This is a genomic window from Hydrogenophaga intermedia (genome assembly GCF_000723405.1).
GTDB classification, from domain to species: Bacteria; Pseudomonadota; Gammaproteobacteria; order Burkholderiales; family Burkholderiaceae_C; genus Hydrogenophaga; species Hydrogenophaga intermedia.
The window spans coordinates 1-14,540 of the sequence record NZ_CCAE010000083.1 but is presented as its reverse complement, the minus strand read 5'-3'; the positions used below and the strand labels follow the sequence as shown (position 1 = coordinate 14,540).

The 14,540-nt window shown below is 70.9% G+C and carries 14 protein-coding genes; 3 read left to right on the top strand and 11 right to left on the bottom strand.

Annotated elements, in window-relative coordinates:
* Positions 1 to 226: 226 nt before the first annotated feature.
* The 5 genes from BN948_RS24395 to pyrF form a co-directional block, all read right to left on the bottom strand.
* Positions 227 to 835 (bottom strand): glutathione S-transferase family protein, encoded by a 609-nt coding sequence (locus tag BN948_RS24395; protein ID WP_009519627.1) that lies wholly within the window; start codon positions 833 to 835, stop codon positions 227 to 229.
* Entirely contained in the window at positions 832 to 1,545 is a 714-nt protein-coding gene (locus BN948_RS24390; RefSeq protein WP_009519626.1) for a glutathione S-transferase family protein, read from the bottom strand. The genes BN948_RS24395 and BN948_RS24390 overlap by 4 nt, the downstream gene beginning before the upstream one ends.
* Before the next feature lie 65 nt (positions 1,546 to 1,610).
* Positions 1,611 to 3,044 (bottom strand): DUF1501 domain-containing protein, encoded by a 1,434-nt coding sequence (locus BN948_RS24385; protein ID WP_009519625.1) that lies wholly within the window; start codon positions 3,042 to 3,044, stop codon positions 1,611 to 1,613.
* Positions 3,045 to 3,054: 10 nt separating this feature from the next.
* Positions 3,055 to 4,902, bottom strand: a complete 1,848-nt coding sequence (locus BN948_RS24380; protein WP_009519624.1) for a DUF1800 domain-containing protein — start codon at positions 4,900 to 4,902, stop codon at positions 3,055 to 3,057.
* Positions 4,903 to 5,055: 153 nt separating this feature from the next.
* Positions 5,056 to 5,898, bottom strand: coding sequence for an orotidine-5'-phosphate decarboxylase (gene pyrF / locus BN948_RS24375; protein WP_009519623.1), 843 nt, complete (start codon positions 5,896 to 5,898; stop codon positions 5,056 to 5,058).
* Between the two features lie 75 nt (positions 5,899 to 5,973).
* Between pyrF and BN948_RS24370 the strand changes: the two genes are divergently transcribed.
* Complete coding sequence (locus BN948_RS24370) at positions 5,974 to 6,885, top strand: DMT family transporter (RefSeq protein WP_009519622.1); 912 nt, start codon at positions 5,974 to 5,976, stop codon at positions 6,883 to 6,885.
* Here BN948_RS24370 and BN948_RS24365 read toward each other — a convergent pair.
* The 3 genes from BN948_RS24365 to tsaB are packed head-to-tail and all read right to left on the bottom strand — an operon-like array spanning position 6,882 to position 9,072.
* On the bottom strand, positions 6,882 to 7,724 hold the full coding sequence (locus BN948_RS24365) for a uracil-DNA glycosylase (RefSeq protein ID WP_009519621.1): 843 nt from the start codon (positions 7,722 to 7,724) through the stop codon (positions 6,882 to 6,884). The genes BN948_RS24370 and BN948_RS24365 overlap by 4 nt on opposite strands.
* Positions 7,721 to 8,266 (bottom strand): ribosomal protein S18-alanine N-acetyltransferase, encoded by a 546-nt coding sequence (rimI, locus tag BN948_RS24360; RefSeq protein WP_050980703.1) that lies wholly within the window; start codon positions 8,264 to 8,266, stop codon positions 7,721 to 7,723. Before rimI ends, BN948_RS24365 begins: the two co-directional genes overlap by 4 nt.
* Positions 8,267 to 8,310: 44 nt before the next feature.
* Positions 8,311 to 9,072, bottom strand: a complete 762-nt coding sequence (tsaB, locus tag BN948_RS24355; protein WP_009519618.1) for a tRNA (adenosine(37)-N6)-threonylcarbamoyltransferase complex dimerization subunit type 1 TsaB — start codon at positions 9,070 to 9,072, stop codon at positions 8,311 to 8,313.
* Positions 9,073 to 9,121: 49 nt separating this feature from the next.
* Between tsaB and dacB the strand changes: the two genes are divergently transcribed.
* Positions 9,122 to 10,591 (top strand): D-alanyl-D-alanine carboxypeptidase/D-alanyl-D-alanine endopeptidase, encoded by a 1,470-nt coding sequence (gene dacB, locus BN948_RS24350; protein WP_236953878.1) that lies wholly within the window; start codon positions 9,122 to 9,124, stop codon positions 10,589 to 10,591.
* A gap of 7 nt (positions 10,592 to 10,598) precedes the next feature.
* On the opposite strand, the gene BN948_RS24345 is transcribed toward dacB, so the two are convergent.
* From BN948_RS24345 to purE, 3 genes are read right to left on the bottom strand one after another with little or no spacing between them, the layout of a single operon-like run.
* Entirely contained in the window at positions 10,599 to 11,594 is a 996-nt protein-coding gene (locus BN948_RS24345; protein ID WP_035624483.1) for an L-threonylcarbamoyladenylate synthase, read from the bottom strand.
* A 13-nt stretch (positions 11,595 to 11,607) separates the two neighbouring features.
* Positions 11,608 to 12,828, bottom strand: a complete 1,221-nt coding sequence (locus tag BN948_RS24340; RefSeq protein WP_009519615.1) for a 5-(carboxyamino)imidazole ribonucleotide synthase — start codon at positions 12,826 to 12,828, stop codon at positions 11,608 to 11,610.
* Positions 12,825 to 13,316 (bottom strand): 5-(carboxyamino)imidazole ribonucleotide mutase, encoded by a 492-nt coding sequence (gene purE, locus BN948_RS24335; protein WP_009519614.1) that lies wholly within the window; start codon positions 13,314 to 13,316, stop codon positions 12,825 to 12,827. Before purE ends, BN948_RS24340 begins: the two co-directional genes overlap by 4 nt.
* A 78-nt stretch (positions 13,317 to 13,394) precedes the next feature.
* On the opposite strand from purE, the gene trxA reads away from it, so the two are divergent.
* Positions 13,395 to 14,303, top strand: a complete 909-nt coding sequence (gene trxA / locus BN948_RS24330) for a thioredoxin (protein ID WP_009519613.1) — start codon at positions 13,395 to 13,397, stop codon at positions 14,301 to 14,303.
* Positions 14,304 to 14,540: the final 237 nt, after the last annotated feature.

Sequence of the window (14,540 nt, the reverse complement as noted above, 5' to 3'; positions counted from 1 at the left end):
CGTTCCGTTCCTCCTCCTTTATGTCGCTACGCCGGACACCCGATCACCGACGACCTCGTTGGCACTCGGTCTGTGGGCGCGCCACCGCTTCTTCGGCTCGCGGACGCTGGGTGCACTGCGTAGCGAAATAAAGGAGGAGGACGGCGCAGCCGTCCGGGGGACATTCGCGGAGCAGTGCACCCAGTGGCCGCGAGCAAGCGCGAGGTGCAACGAGCGAGGTGAAGCGCTAAGCGAACCGACCCGCCACCCGATCGCGCCAGTCCGCCAAGGCAACAAGCCCCTGCTCCCCCGGCTTGAACTTGAGCAGCCGCGCAAACTCGACGGTGCAGAACGCGGTGATGTCCGCGATGGTGAAGCGCTCGCCCGCCACCCAGGGCCGCCCTTGCAGCAGCGAATCGAGCCAGCGCAGCGTCTCCATCGCCTTCTCCTGTTGCGACGCACCGAACTCGGGGAACTGCGGCTGCTCCAGCACCGCCAGGCCCGGGTGCTGATGGCGAATGGCCTGGGCCAGCGGCAGCGTCACGTACCACTCCACGTGCCGGTCGGCCATCTCGATGAAGGCGCGCTCCTCCGCGTCGCGGCCCATCAGGTTGGGCTCGGGCTGCAGGCCCTCCAGGTAGGCGCAGATCGCGCGCGACTCGCTGAGGATGCGGCCGTCGTCGAGTTCGAGCACGGGGATGCGCGCCATGGGGCTGCGCGAAAGCACGGGGTGCGTCTTGTGCTCGTGGGCGTTGATGTCGACCAGCACCTCCTCGATGCCCGTCATGCCCTTCTCGGCGATGAACATCTGCACGCGGCGCGGGTTGGGCGCGCGCTCGGACACGTAAAGCTTCATCGCTGCTCTCCCTTCAGGCTCTGACCGGTCTCCATCAGCTTGCGCGCGTCCTGTGAGAAGCGCTGCGCCGCCTCGTCGCCATCGCGCGTGAGATCGATCTTCGACGGTGGCATTTCGATGCCGCGTTGCACCGCGGGTCGTGCGCGGATGGCGTCGCGCCAGCGCTTGAGGTGGGGCAGGTCGTCGATGTCCACGCCGGACCAGCGGTGCGTGCGCACCCAGGCCCAGTTGGCGATGTCGGCGATGGAGTAGTCGCCGGCCAGGTACTCGCGGTCCTTCAGGTGCGTGTCGAGCACGCGGAACAGGCGCTTGGTCTCGCCCTGGTAGCGGTCGATGACGGCCGGGATCTTCTCGGGGAAGTAGCGGAAGAACACGTTGGCCTGGCCCATCATCGGGCCCACCCCGCCCATCTGGAACATCAGCCACTGCAGCACGCGCGAGCGGCCCTTCACGTCGGTGGGCATGAGCCGACCGGTCTTCTCGGCCAGGTAGATCAGCACCGCGCCCGATTCAAACACCGCGAAGCCGCCGGCGTCATGGTCGACGATTGCAGGGATGCGGCCGTTGGGGTTGATCGCGAGGAAGTCCGGGCGCTTCTGATCGCCGGCGGTGAGGTCCAGCACCTTGAGCGTGTAGGGCAGGCCCAGTTCCTCGAGCGCAATCGAGGCCTTGTGGCCATTGGGCGTGGCGGCGGTGTAGAGGTCGATCATGGGCGCATGCTAGGGCGCCCCGTCGCGGCGCGTTGTCGCGCGCGCGAATGTCCCCGGCTCCGGGTTCAGGCCATGAAGCCCATGTCCACCGGGTAATCCACGCTGCCGAAGTTGCCGACGTAGGGCAGCACCTGGCCGAGTTCGCCGGGGTCCACGCCGAACCAGCGCGCCAGCGTGGCGGCGTATTGGGTCACCGAGGTGCTGGGTAGCAGGCGGCCCTGGCCCACGTGCCACTGGTCGAAGCTGTCGACGTTGCTGTTGGTCACGCTCACGGGCGGCGCCTTGCCGTAGAAGGCCGCGCCGCGCACGGCGCCGCCCACCATGAGGTGGTGCGAGCCCCAGCCGTGGTCCGAGCCGTCGCCGTTGGAGGTGAGCGTGCGGCCGAAGTCGGAGGCGGTGAAGGCGGTGACCTTGTCGGCCACGCCGAGGTCCACCGTCGCCTGGTGGAAGGCGGTGAGCGCGCTGCTGAGGCGTTCCATGTTGGTGGCCTGGCCGCCGAGCAGGTTGTCGTGCAGGTCGAAGCCACCGAGCGAGACGAAGAACACCTGGCGCTTGCTGCCGAGCTGGTTGCGCGCGGCGATCAGGCGCGCGACCAGGCGCAACTGGCTGGCCAGGCCGTTGTTGGCCGGGAAGCTGGTGAAGGGCGCGCTGTTCGCGGGGAAGGCGTTGAGGGCGTTGGTGACGGCGCCTTCCGTGCCGTAGGCGCGTGCGGTCACCAGGTTGTATTCGTTCTCCAGGGCGTGGCCGCGCGTCTGCATGGCGATGTCCACCAGGGCCGCGCGCACCGCCGCGGAGCCGTAGACGTTGCCGTTGAGGCAGTTGATGCGCACCGCGCCGTTGCTGCTGACCTGGTAGCTCAGTGCCTGGTCGCCCGACAGGAAGACCGTGTTGCCCGCCACCGAAATGCAACTGAGCACGCTGTTGGTGTTGTGCGAGCGGGCCAGATCGCCCACGTGGCCGCCCCAGCCGGTGGTGGTGCCCTCCGCGGCGGAGGTCATCCACACCGACTGCTGGTCGTTGTGCGAGAACAGCTTGGGCGGGCGCGGATTGGCGGCGCTGTTGCTGTTGTACTGCTGGCGCGTGAGCGGCACCACCAGCGGGCCCACGTTGAGCTGCACGGCGGCCGCCCCGGTGTTGAACAGGTTGGCCAGCCCCGTCATGGACGGGTGCAGCGCGTACTGCTTGCCGTCGGGCAGCGGCGTGGTGGGGTTGAGCGCCGTGGCCGCCAGGCTGGCGCGCGGAATGGCGATGCCGCCGCGGATGGCCGTGTACTGCGCGTGGCTGGTGGCGTCGTAGTTGATGACGGTGTTGGCGTAGTCGTTGCCGCCGAAGAGGAACACGCAGACCAGGGCCTTGTAGTCGGTGGCGTTGAAGGCCGCGGCCTCGCCGATGGCGGCGAGGTTCATCACCGTGGGCAGCGCGGTGCCGGTGAAGGCGAGCTGGCCGGCGCGGCGCAGGAAGGCGCGGCGTGTATGTTTCTCGGGGTCGATGAAATTCATGACACGTCCCTCACTTCTGGACCAGGTACTCGGGGCAGGCCATCACCATCAGCACCGCGGCCCAGACGCGGCGGTTCTTGGCATCGGCACTGCTGGCGGCGGTGATGTTGGTGGCGTTGAGCGCGTTGACCATGAGGGTTCGCGTGGCGCCGGAGATTCGCCCCGCGGCGAGCACAAGGTTGAGGTGGTCCACCAGCGCCGCGGCGTTGGTCACCAGGGCGAGTTCGCGCGAGTAGTTGGCCTTGACGTCGTAGGCGTAGTTGTTCCACGCGGCGTAGGGCACGGCCGGGTTGGGACAGTTGATGCCGCGTTCGATCACGCCTTGCATGAAGTTGAGATAGCCGCCCACGCTGGTTTCGTTGACGAGCTGGAACTCGGGCGCGGTGGCGTTGCTGGCCGCCATGGCGGTGTTGGGCGGCACATAGCCGGGGCGGAAGAAGTTGAAAACCGAGGGCGAGCGCAGTGGGCTCTGACCCAGCTGGGTGCCGGCGTTGTCGAGCTCGAAGATCTTCCAGCTGCCCGCGGCGGAGGCGACGTTGAAGCTGCGCGCCCACTGAATGAACCGGACCATGGGCTCGCGCAGCTTGCCGTGCGCGCTGCTGGCCAGCGAGAGGCCACCGCGCGCTTCGGGGTCGAGCAGGATCGCGACCAGCACGGCCTGCAGGTCGCCGCGCTGGCCCTTGCCGTTGTTGTTGAACTTGCTCGCCACCCGCGCCACGTAGGCCGGGCTCGGGTCGCTCGTCACCAGACGCTGGATCATCTGGCGCGCGAAGAAAGGCCCGGTGTTGTTGTGGTTGAACAGCCGGTCCAGAGCGATGCGCAAGGCCTCGCGGCCGGGGGTGCCCGCCGGCACGGTGACGCCAAGGAAGCGCGCCTCCAGCGTGGAGTGGCGGCTCTCGCGCAGGCTCATGGGCTTGCGCGCGAAGGCCGCGGATTCGATGGTGTAGCTCTGGCCCGGCGGCGTGTGGCGCACGCCGTCGGAGGTGTCAAAGTCCCAACCGGTGAAGACGCGCGCGAGGTTGGTCACGTCGTCCTGGCCATAACTTTCAATGGGCCGCCCGCCGCTCATCTTGGGCGTGCCGTCGAGGTTGAGTTCCAGCAGGCCGATGGTGAAGAGCTGCATCACCTCGCGGGCGTAGTTCTCGTCGGGCACGCGTCCGCTGCTGGGGTTTTCCTTCTGGTTGCCCTTGGTGTTGAGGAAGTAGCCCATGGCCGGGTGCAGGGTCACGTCTTCCAGCAACTGGCGGAAGTTGCCGAAGGCGTTGCGCATCAGCATGTCCCACCACGAGGCGTAGGCGTGGCTGCGCCAGGTGAACTCGGCGGTGGCCAGCGAGCTCACGAAGATTTCCGACAGCGCCAGTGCGACGCGCTTGCGCATGGCTTCGCCGCCCGAGAGCAACTGGCTCCAGAGCATGAAGTCGGCCGGGTAGTGGTTGAAGAAATAGCTGTTGGTGTCGACGGCGCCGTAGCCGCGCGACTCCAGCCAGTCCCAGCCGCTCTGGCCGCGCGGCTGCTGGAACTGGCGGGCCAGCCACAGCGGGTAGCCCTCGCTGCGGATGGCCGCGATCTCCTCGGGTGTGGAGGAGAACTGCGCCTGTTGGAGAAAGCGCGCCGCTTCGGTGTCGTTGGCCGCAGCGAGGTGGGTGTAGTCACTGACCGCGAAGTCCACGACGGGCGCGAAGGGCGCTTCGCCACCACTGCCGCCCCCGCCATCTCCCCCGCCGCCACCACCACAGGCTGCCAGCGCCGCCGCGGCGGCCGCCGTGACCCAGGCCGCGCGCCCGCCAGGGGCTGCGGATGTTTCCTCCCGCTCGATCACCGCTTCGCCGGGCAGATCGTCTTGTTCGATCGTCGCCATGACCGTCCTCCGTCCATTGGATGGGGCGCGAGTCTAGGCAGGCGGTTTGCGCCGCCGATGGCGCGTTTCGCTTGGTTACAGGGGGGTGTAGTGGCGTCGCTGCATCCGCCAAACGGATTACCGTACGGGGGTATCCGTCAAGCCGCCGGTCGTTCAGTTGCTGCGGGCCGCGTGCAATTCGTCACGCGTTTTCAGGGCCGCCGCGCGCGCCGCGGCAGCGAAGTCCTCGTGCGGCGAGGCATAGAGGATGGCGCGCGAGGAGTTCACGATGATCGGGCCGGTGATGGCGTCGCCCTGCGTGCGCAGGCCCGCGCGCACGGTGGCGGCGGCGTCGCCACCCTGCGCGCCCACACCAGGGATGAGCAGGGGCAGCGTGGGCGCGATCTCGCGCACGCGCGCGATCTCCGCCGGGTAGGTGGCACCCACCACCAGGCCCAACTGGCCATTGAGGTTCCACGGCCCCTGCGCCAGGCGCGCCACGTGTTCATACAGCAGCGGGTCGCCGTCGACGGTGGACAGACGCTGTGCCTGCAGGTCGTCGCCACCGGGGTTGGAGGTGCGGCACAGCAGGAAGGCGCCTTTGCCCTGGTGGCGCAGGTAGGGCTCGACGGAGTCGAAGCCCATGAAGGGCGAGAGCGTGACCGCGTCGGCGCCGTAGCGCTCGAAGGCCTCGATGGCGTACTGCTCGGCGGTGGCACCGATGTCGCCGCGCTTGGCGTCCAGGATCACCGGCACCTTGGGCGCGGCGCGGCGCATGTGGGCGACCAGTTTTTCCAGCTGGTCTTCGGCGCGGTGCGCCGCGAAGTAGGCGATCTGCGGCTTGAAGGCGCAGGCCAGGTCGGCGGTGGCGTCCACGATGGCGGCGCAGAAGTCGTAGATGCGTGCGGCGTCGTTCTTCAGGTGGGCGGGGAACTTGGCGGGGTCCGGGTCCAGGCCCACGCACAGCAGGCTGGCGTTGTCTCGGGTGGCGGCCTGCAACTGGTCAATGAAGGTCATGGGCCGGGATTTTAGGTGGGGGCATCGGGCGCCTGCCCGATGGGCCGGGGGTTGAACAATCGTACGATCGGCAGCATGCATTCGATCTCCCGCCAGCAACTGACCCTGCTCGTCCTGCTCACCCTGGTGTGGGGCATCAACTGGCCGATCATGAAGATCGGCATCACCGCCTATGAACCGCTCAGCTTCCGCGTGCTGAGCATGTGGATCGGCCTGCCGGTGCTGGCCGGGGTGCTGTGGTGGCGCAAGGCCCCGTTCCGCGTGGCGCGGGAGCATTGGGGCGAACTGGCGTGGCTCACGGTGACGAACATGCTGTTCTGGCACACGCTGGCGGTGCTGGCGATCCAGTCGCTGTCCAGCGGGCGCGCGGCCATCCTGGGTTACACCATGCCGGTGTTCTCGGCGATCGTGGGCGCGGTGTGGTTCGGCCAACGGCTGCCACTGCGTGCCTGGGGCGGCGTGGCGGCGGCCGCGCTGGGCGTGCTGCTGCTGTTGTGGCACGAATTCGTTCGCCTGTCGGGCGCGCCGATGGGGGTGTTGATGATGCTGGTGGCTGCGGCCGTGTGGGCCCTGGGCACGCAGCAGATGCGCCGCACCACGCTGCCCTACAACACGCTCACCATGGCCTTCTGGATGACCGTGCTGGCGACGTTGTGGATGAGCGTGCTGGCCTGGCTGTTCGAGCGCGAGGCCTGGAGTGTGACGCCGGGCCCGGTGGTGTGGGCGGCCATCGCCTACAACGCGCTGGGGGTGTTCGCCTTTGCGCAGGTGGCCTGGCTGGTGCTGGCGCGCGGCCTGCCGCCGATTGCCTCCACGCTGAGCGTGATGATGATTCCGGTGCTGGGTGTGTTCAGCGGCGCCTGGATGCTGGGCGAGGTGCTGCACTGGCAGGACTGGGCGGCCGTCGGCTTGATCCTGCTGGCCATCGCGGCGGTGTTGTGGCCGGCGAAGGCGCCGGCAGGCGGCCGGGCCGTGCCGGGCGGCTAGCCAGCGCGCTCCAGGTCCATGGCCAGGCACAGATCCGCCCAGGCCTTGGCCTTGTCCACCGGGGTGCGCAGCAGGTAGGCGGGGTGGTACGTCACGATGACCGGCACGCCCTCGTAGCGGTGCACGCGACCGCGCAGGCGGCCGATGGGCTCGGTGGTCTTGAGCAGCGACTGCACCGCGAAGCGGCCCATGGCGATGATGAGCCTGGGCTTGACCAGCGCCACCTGGCGCGAGAGGAAGGGCTCGCACTGCATCACTTCTTCGGGCGCGGGGTTGCGGTTGGCCGGTGGCCGGCACTTCAGCACGTTGGCGATGAACACGCCGCGCGCGTCATCGGCCTGGCGGTCGCGCCCGCAGGCGCGCAGCATCGCGTCGAGCAACTGGCCCGCGGGGCCCACGAAGGGCTGGCCCTGGCGGTCTTCCTGTTCGCCCGGGGCCTCGCCCACGATCATCCAGTCGGCTTCGGTGTGGCCAACGCCGAACACGGTGTTGCGTCGCGATTCGCACAGGCTGCAGGCGCGGCAGCCGGCCACGGCGTCGCGCAGCGCGGGCCAGTCGAGTTGCGCGATGTCGGCGCGCGCGGGCGCGGGTGGTGCGATCGACACCGGCGCGGCAGTGGCGGGCGTGGTGGGCACGATCGGCGCCCGGGCGGCGGGTTCGCGCGCTTGGGGGGGGCGCGCCGGTGGCTGGACGGGCGCGGGCGCCGCCGCGGCGGGCTCGGCCAAGGGCACGCGCGCCGGGGCCGGTGTCCAGACCTTCACGCCCATCTCCGCCAGCATCGCGCGCTGGCGGGCGTCGAGCTCGCGCACCCAGTCGTCGGCGGTTGCGGTCTCGTTCATGGCGTCGGCTCCGGTTCGTCCAGTCCCAGTTGCATCACGATCGCGTCCTCGCGCTGAAGCGTGGACAGCGGGTAGTAGCCGCGTCGCACGCCCACCTCGCGAAAACCATGGCGTTCATAGAGCCGGCGCGCGGGCGCGTTGCTCTGGCGCACTTCCAGCCACAGCGTGTGCGCGCCCTGGCCGCGCGACCACAGCGCCAGCGCGTCGAGCATGAAGCGCGCCCAGCCCTGGCGCTGGTGCGGCGGGTTCACGGTGATGTTGAGCAGGTGCACCTCGTCCACGCCGGGCATGGCCACCAGGTAGCCCATCGGCCAGCGGCCGTCGGGCCTGGTGGGGCGCGGTGTCTCGTGCGGCAGGGCTTCGCCCACCAGCAGCACGGCGGGGTAGCCGGCCTGCAGGGAATCGAGAAAGTGCCGGCGCGTCCACGGGTGGGCGTAGGCGCTGGCCTCCACCGCGTGCACGGCGTCGAGGTCGGCCTCGGTCATGGGCATGAAGGCGATGCCGCGCGCGTCGGCCTCCAGCGGGACCGGCAGGGTGTCCATAGGCGCGGGCCACAGGCCGGCGGTCCATTCGGGCAGGGCCTGGGTCATTTGACGAGCTCGCGTTCGGCGGTGGTGCGCGCGACCTTGTCGCGCACGTACAGCGGCAGGGCGTCGCTGGCGCCGACCGCCATGCCCTGCGCCATCAGCGCGGGGGCCAGGCGCAGCAGGGCGTCGGCCGTGGGCAGGGCGTGGCGCCGCCGGCCCGGCGCGTCGTGCAGGGCCTCGGCGTAGACGCCGAAGGCGTTGCCCGCGAGCAGGGTGCGGTCGTCGCGGGTGAAGCCCTGGTCATGCAGCCAGCCGGCGAGGTCGGCGGGCGCGCACAGCCGTGGGGGCGCGATGGCGCGCAGGTCGCCACCTTCGAGTGCGTAGGCCGCCAGGTAGAGCTCGTCCATGCGCGCGTCCAGCAGCGCGACGATGCGCGCGGGCGCGGCCTGTCCGTCGGCGGCGTCGTCCGCGCGGGCCTGCTCGGCCAGGGCCAGCAGGGTGTCCACCGGCAGCACGGGCAGGCCGTGCGGGTGGCGCTGGCCGCGCGTGCCGTAGGCCAGGCCCTGGGTCACCGCGCAGGCCGTGCGCAGCCCCGTGAACGAGCCGGGGCCGCGGCCGAAGGCGATGGCGTCGAGTGCGTCCAGCGAAAGGCCGGCCTCGGCCAGCAGGCGCTGCACCTGGGGCAGCAGTTCGGTGGAGGCCTGGGCGCCGCCCGGGCCCTGGAAGCGGTGCGCGACCTCGTCGGCCCGGCCGGTGCCCAGGGCCAGCGAAAGGGTGTCGGTGCTGGTCTCGATGGCCAGGAAACACGGGGCGGCAGGCATCGGGGGATTATCGGCCACCGGCCCGGTGAGCCCGGCCGATAATCCCCGCGTGAACCGCTTCCTGTTGCCCCTGCTGCTGACGCTGGCCGTCGCCCTGCCGGCCTGTGCGCAGGGCCCCTCGCGCGAGGGCCTGCCCCCGCCCGTGAGTGCCGCGCTGCTGCGCGCCGAGGTGCCCGCCACCGCTTTCTCCGCTGTCGTGATGCCGCTGGACGGGCAGGAGGTGCGGCTGCGCCACCAATCGGGCATGCAGGTGAATCCGGCCTCGGTAATGAAGCTGGTGACGAGCTACGCGGCGTTCGACCTTCTGGGCCCCGCCTACACCTGGAGCACGCGCTTCTACACCGACGGTACCGTGTCCGCGGGCGCGCTGCGCGGCAACCTGTACGTGCGCGGTGGTGGCGACCCGAAGTTCGTGCTCGAGCGCATCCAGGAGGCCTTCACCGCGCTGCAGGCGCAGGGCGTGCAGATCATCCTGGGCGACATGGTGCTCGACAGCAGCGCCTTCGACCTGCCGCCGTTCGATCCTGGTGCTTTCGACGGCGAGGCCTTGCGACCCTACAACGCCGGGCCAGACGCCTTGCTGGTGAACTTCAAGTCGGTGGTGCTGAGCTTCCAGCCCGACCCGGCCGCCGGCGTCGCTCGCGTGGTCAGCGAGCCGCCGCTGGCGGGCCTGGCCATCGACGCCAGCGTGCCCCTGTCCAACGGCGCCTGCGGCGACTGGCGGGGCGCCTTGCGCGCGCGTTTCGACGACCCGGGGCGCATCAACTTCGAGGGCCGCTACCCATTTCGCTGCGGCGAGCAGAAGTGGCCCGTGGCTTACCAGGACCCGGCCAGCTTCGCGGCGCGCGCGCTGGAGGGCCTGTGGCGCGCCGGTGGCGGCCTGCTCACGGGCCAGGTGCGCGCCGGCCTCACGCCGCTGGACGCCAGGCTGCTGCTCGACGCGCCTTCGCTGCCGCTCACGGACATCCTGTCCGACGTGAACCAGTGGAGCAACAACGTGATGGCGCAGCAGGTGTTCCTCACGCTGGGCCAGCTCGCGCCGCAGGCCACTGCCCTGCCCGGCAGCGGGCCACTGCCCTGGAAGCGCAGCGGCTTCGAGCAGGCGCGCACGGTGCTGGGCAACTGGTGGCGCCGCACCTTCGGCGATCGCGTGCCCCCACCGGTGATCGACAACGGTTCGGGCCTGTCGCGCGACGAGCGCATCACGCCCGAGGCCCTGGCCATCCTGCTGCGCCACGCGGCGCGCCACCCGCAGGCCGACGCCTTCGTGGGCACGCTGTCGCTGGCGGGCGTAAGCGGCACCGCGCGGCGCTACGCCCTGGACGAACGCAGCCCGGTCTATGGCCACGCCTGGCTCAAGACGGGCACGCTGCGCGACGTGACGGGTGTGGCGGGCTACGTGAACGCGGTCAATGGCGTGCGCTACGTGGTGGTGGCCTTCGTGAACCACCCCAACGCCCCGGCCGCGCGGCCGGCGCTGGAGGCCTTGGTGGAGTGGACCGCGAGATTGACGGACTGAGCGCCGCTCAGGCGGCGGCTCGCGCCAGGCGATCGCGCACGCCATCCCACTCGGGCCCGTCGGGCGGCGTTTCTACCCAGATCAGGCGCACACCGGTGGCGTCGAGTTCGCGGAGCACCGCGAACAGCTCCTGCGCGGCAGCGGCGGCGTCGTCGGGCATGCGGCGTCGGGGCAAGCCGCGTGCGGCTTCGATCGGGCTGCGCGCGTACAGCGCGATGTGCTTCGCGTCGGCGCCCAGTACCTGGAAGGCCGCGCGCAGTTGCTTCGCATCCATCAGCCGCACTTTGGCGCGCGGCGCGTAGTGCGATTCGAGCGTGCCCGAGGCGCGCGGTGAGGTCTCGTCGCGCGCGCGCAGCGACTCGCCCGCGATGGCTTCCAGCCGCGCCGGCGTGAGCATGCCCGGGCGCAGCAGCACCGGGTGGCCGCGCGTGCAGTCCACGATGGTCGATTCGATGCCGACCGGGCAGGCGCCGCCGTCGAGCACCAGCAGCTCGTCGTCCCCGAGCGCGGCGAACTCGTCCATGACATGGTCGGCGGTGGTGGGGCTCACGCGGCCGAAGCGGTTGGCGCTGGGCGCGGCCACCCCGCGCACGCCGCGCGCGGCGGCAGCGCGCAGCACGGCCTGCGCCACGGGGTGCGAAGGGCAGCGCAGGCCGATCGAGTCCTGCCCGCCTGCGGCCACCGCGCCCACGTCGGCGCGGCGCGGCAGGATCAGCGTGAGCGGGCCGGGCCAGCAGGCGGCGATGAGCCGCTCCGCAACAGCCGGCACCTCGCGCGCGTAGTGGTCGATCGCGGCGCGCGGCGAGTCGGCCGCCACGTGCACGATCAGCGGGTGGTCGGCGGGGCGACCCTTGGCCTCGAAAATGCGGCGCACCGCGCTGGCGTTGTCGGCGTCGGCCGCCAGGCCGTAGACGGTTTCGGTGGGCAGGCCCACGAGGCCGCCCTCGGCCAGGCGCTGCGCGGCGCGCTCGATGGCCTCGGGCTCTTGCGCGTTCAGCAGCAGCGGCATGGCGTGGTCAGAGCGGCGGCAGGCCCAGCAGGGCCAGCGCCTTCGTGGCCGTGTCGCGCACCGCCGCCACCGTGGGGCCGGTGATGTTCAGGTGCCCCATCTTGCGGCCGGGCCGCGCGCTGGCCTTGCCGTACAGGTGCAGGTGCGTGCCGGGCAGGGCCAGCAGCGCGTCCCAGGGCGGTGTCACGGCCGCCTCACGGCCCGGGGCGAACCACAGGTCGCCCAGCAGGTTGAGCATGATGGCCGGGCTGTGCTGCACCGGCGGGCGCAGTGGCAGGCCCGCCACCGCGCGCACCTGCGCCTCGAACTGCGATACGTCGCAGGCGTTCTGGGTGTAGTGGCCGCTGTTGTGCGGGCGCGGCGCCATTTCGTTGACGACCAGGTCCAGGCCGCCCTGGCCGTCGTCGACCAGGAAGTACTCCACGCACAGCACACCCACATAGCCCAGTTGCTGCGCGATGGCGATGGTGGCCGCCTGCGCGCGCCGCGCCAGCGCGGGTTCGATGGCGCCTTCGTGCACCTCGGTGACGGCGAGGATGCCGTCGTGGTGCGTGTTCTTCTGCACCGGGAAGCTCACGCAGTCGCCATTGGCGCCGCGCGCCACGATGACCGAACACTCGGCGCGCAGCGGCATGAGCTTTTCCAGCACGCAGGGCACGCGGCCCAGGCGGTCCCAGGCGGCGGCGAGTTCGGCACGGTCCTTCACGCGGGCCTGGCCTTTGCCGTCGTAGCCCAGGCGCGCGGTCTTCAGGATGCCGGGCAGCAGATCGTCCGCCACGGCGGCGAGTTGCTCGGGCGTGTCGATGGCGGCGTACGGTGCGGGGCGCACGCCGCTGCCGTCGGCCGCACAGCGCATGAAGTGGGCCTTCTCGGCCGCGCGGTCCTGGGCGATGGCCACACAGGCCGCGCCCGGCGCCACCGGGCGCTGCGCCGCCAGCGCGGCCAGGGCCGGCGCGGGCACGTTCTCGAACTCGGTGGTGATCGCGTCGCTGAGTGCGGCCAGCCGCGCGAGGCCTTCGGTGTCGTCGTAGGCGCTGCGGATGTGGTGGTGGCTGATCAGGCCGGCGGGGCTGTCGGCGTCGGGGTCGAGCACGGCGGTGGCGTAGCCCATGGCCTGCGCGGCCTGCACGAACATGCGGCCGAGCTGTCCACCGCCCATCACGCCCAGCGTGGCGGGGCGGCCCGAGGCATCGGTGGCGCCGGGCAGCAGGGGAGTCGATTCCTTCATGCGGGCGGCAAGGTCATGGCGCGCGCGGCTTCGGTCTGCTCGGCGCGGAAGGCCTGCAATTTCGCGCGCAGCGCATCGTCGTGGTTGGCCAGCATCGCCACGGCGAACAGCGCCGCGTTGGCCGCGCCGGCCGGGCCGATGGCGAAGGTGGCCACGGGTACGCCCTTGGGCATCTGCACGATGCTGTGCAGCGAATCCACGCCGCTGAGGTGCTTGCTGGCCACGGGCACGCCCAGCACGGGCACCACCGTCTTGGCGGCCAGCATGCCGGGCAGGTGGGCCGCGCCGCCCGCGCCCGCGATGATGGCCTTGAGCCCGCGCGCGGCCGCGGCTTCGGCGTAGGCGAACATGTCGTCGGGCATGCGGTGGGCCGACACCACGCGCGCCTCGTGCGCGACGCCGAACTGCGACAGGATCTGCACGGCGTGCTGCATGGTGTCCCAGTCGCTGCTGGAACCCATGACCACGCCCACGGGGATGGGGTTCATGGAATCGGCTTTCGGCCCGCGGGGCCTCCGGTAAAGTGGCGATTTTACGTTTCGACCCCACCTACCCCGAGCGCAGCCATGATCGACGTCACCATCGCCAACTTCGAAGCCGAGGTCATCGAAGCCTCGATGCAGACCCCCGTGCTGGTGGACTTCTGGGCCCCCTGGTGCGGCCCCTGCAAAGTCATCGGCCCCCTCCTGGAAAAGCTGGAGGCCGACTACGCGGGCCGCTTCAAGCTCGTGAAGATCGACTCCGATCAGGAGCAGCAGCTCGCCGCCGCCTTCGGTGTGCGCAGCATCCCCACCTGCGTGCTCCTGATGAACGGCCAGCCGGTGGACGGGTTCATGGGCGCCTTGCCCGAGGGCCAGTTGCGCGCCTTCCTGGACAAGCACCTGCCCGCCGAGGGTGAGCTGGTGGCCGAGGCCGAGGGCGCCGCCGCGCAGGAAGCCCTGGCCGATGGCGACACCGAAACCGCGCTGGAGCGCCTGCGCCAAGCCGTGCAGGCCGACCCCGACAACGACGACGCGCGCTTCGACCTGGTGAAGCTGCTGCTGGAGCTGGGCGAGGACGACGAGGCCAAAGTGGCCTTCGCCCCGGTGATCGCCAAGGCCGACGCGGTGCGCCGGCTCGATTCGCTCAAGCGCTGGATGGCCGCGCGCGACGCGCAGGCCGACGTGGCCGAGCCCGAGGCGCGCATGACGGCGCTGGACACGGCGATCGCCGCCAACAAGCGCGACTTCGACGCCCGCTTCGCTCGCGCGCAGTTGCTGATGGCCTACGGCCAGTGGACGGCCGCGATGGATGAGCTGCTGGAGATCCTGATGCGCGACAAGGCCTGGAACGAGGACCTGGCGCGCAAGACCTACATCGCGATCCTGGACGTCATCGAGCCGCCCAAGCCCAAGGTGGCGGAAGGCCAGGTGCCGCCGGAGGACCCGACGGTGGCGACGTACCGGCGGCGCTTGTCTTCGGTGGTGCTTAGCTGAGTCTGTTTTGCGGGTGGGCGGGCGTTTCGCGCCTGCTTGGTCGCAAGGGCCGCTGGTGCGTGTGCCCGTTCTCCGGCCCACGCTCGCGCAGAAGCGCCCGAGCGCTCGAACAGGGTCTGCGTCACCACCGTGGATTGCGCGCCTCCTCTGTGGCAAGCGCGAATGGGGCCTGCGCCCGGACACCCACACCATCGACCCCAGTAGCGCACTGGCCAGCCAAAGAAGACCGGACTTCCC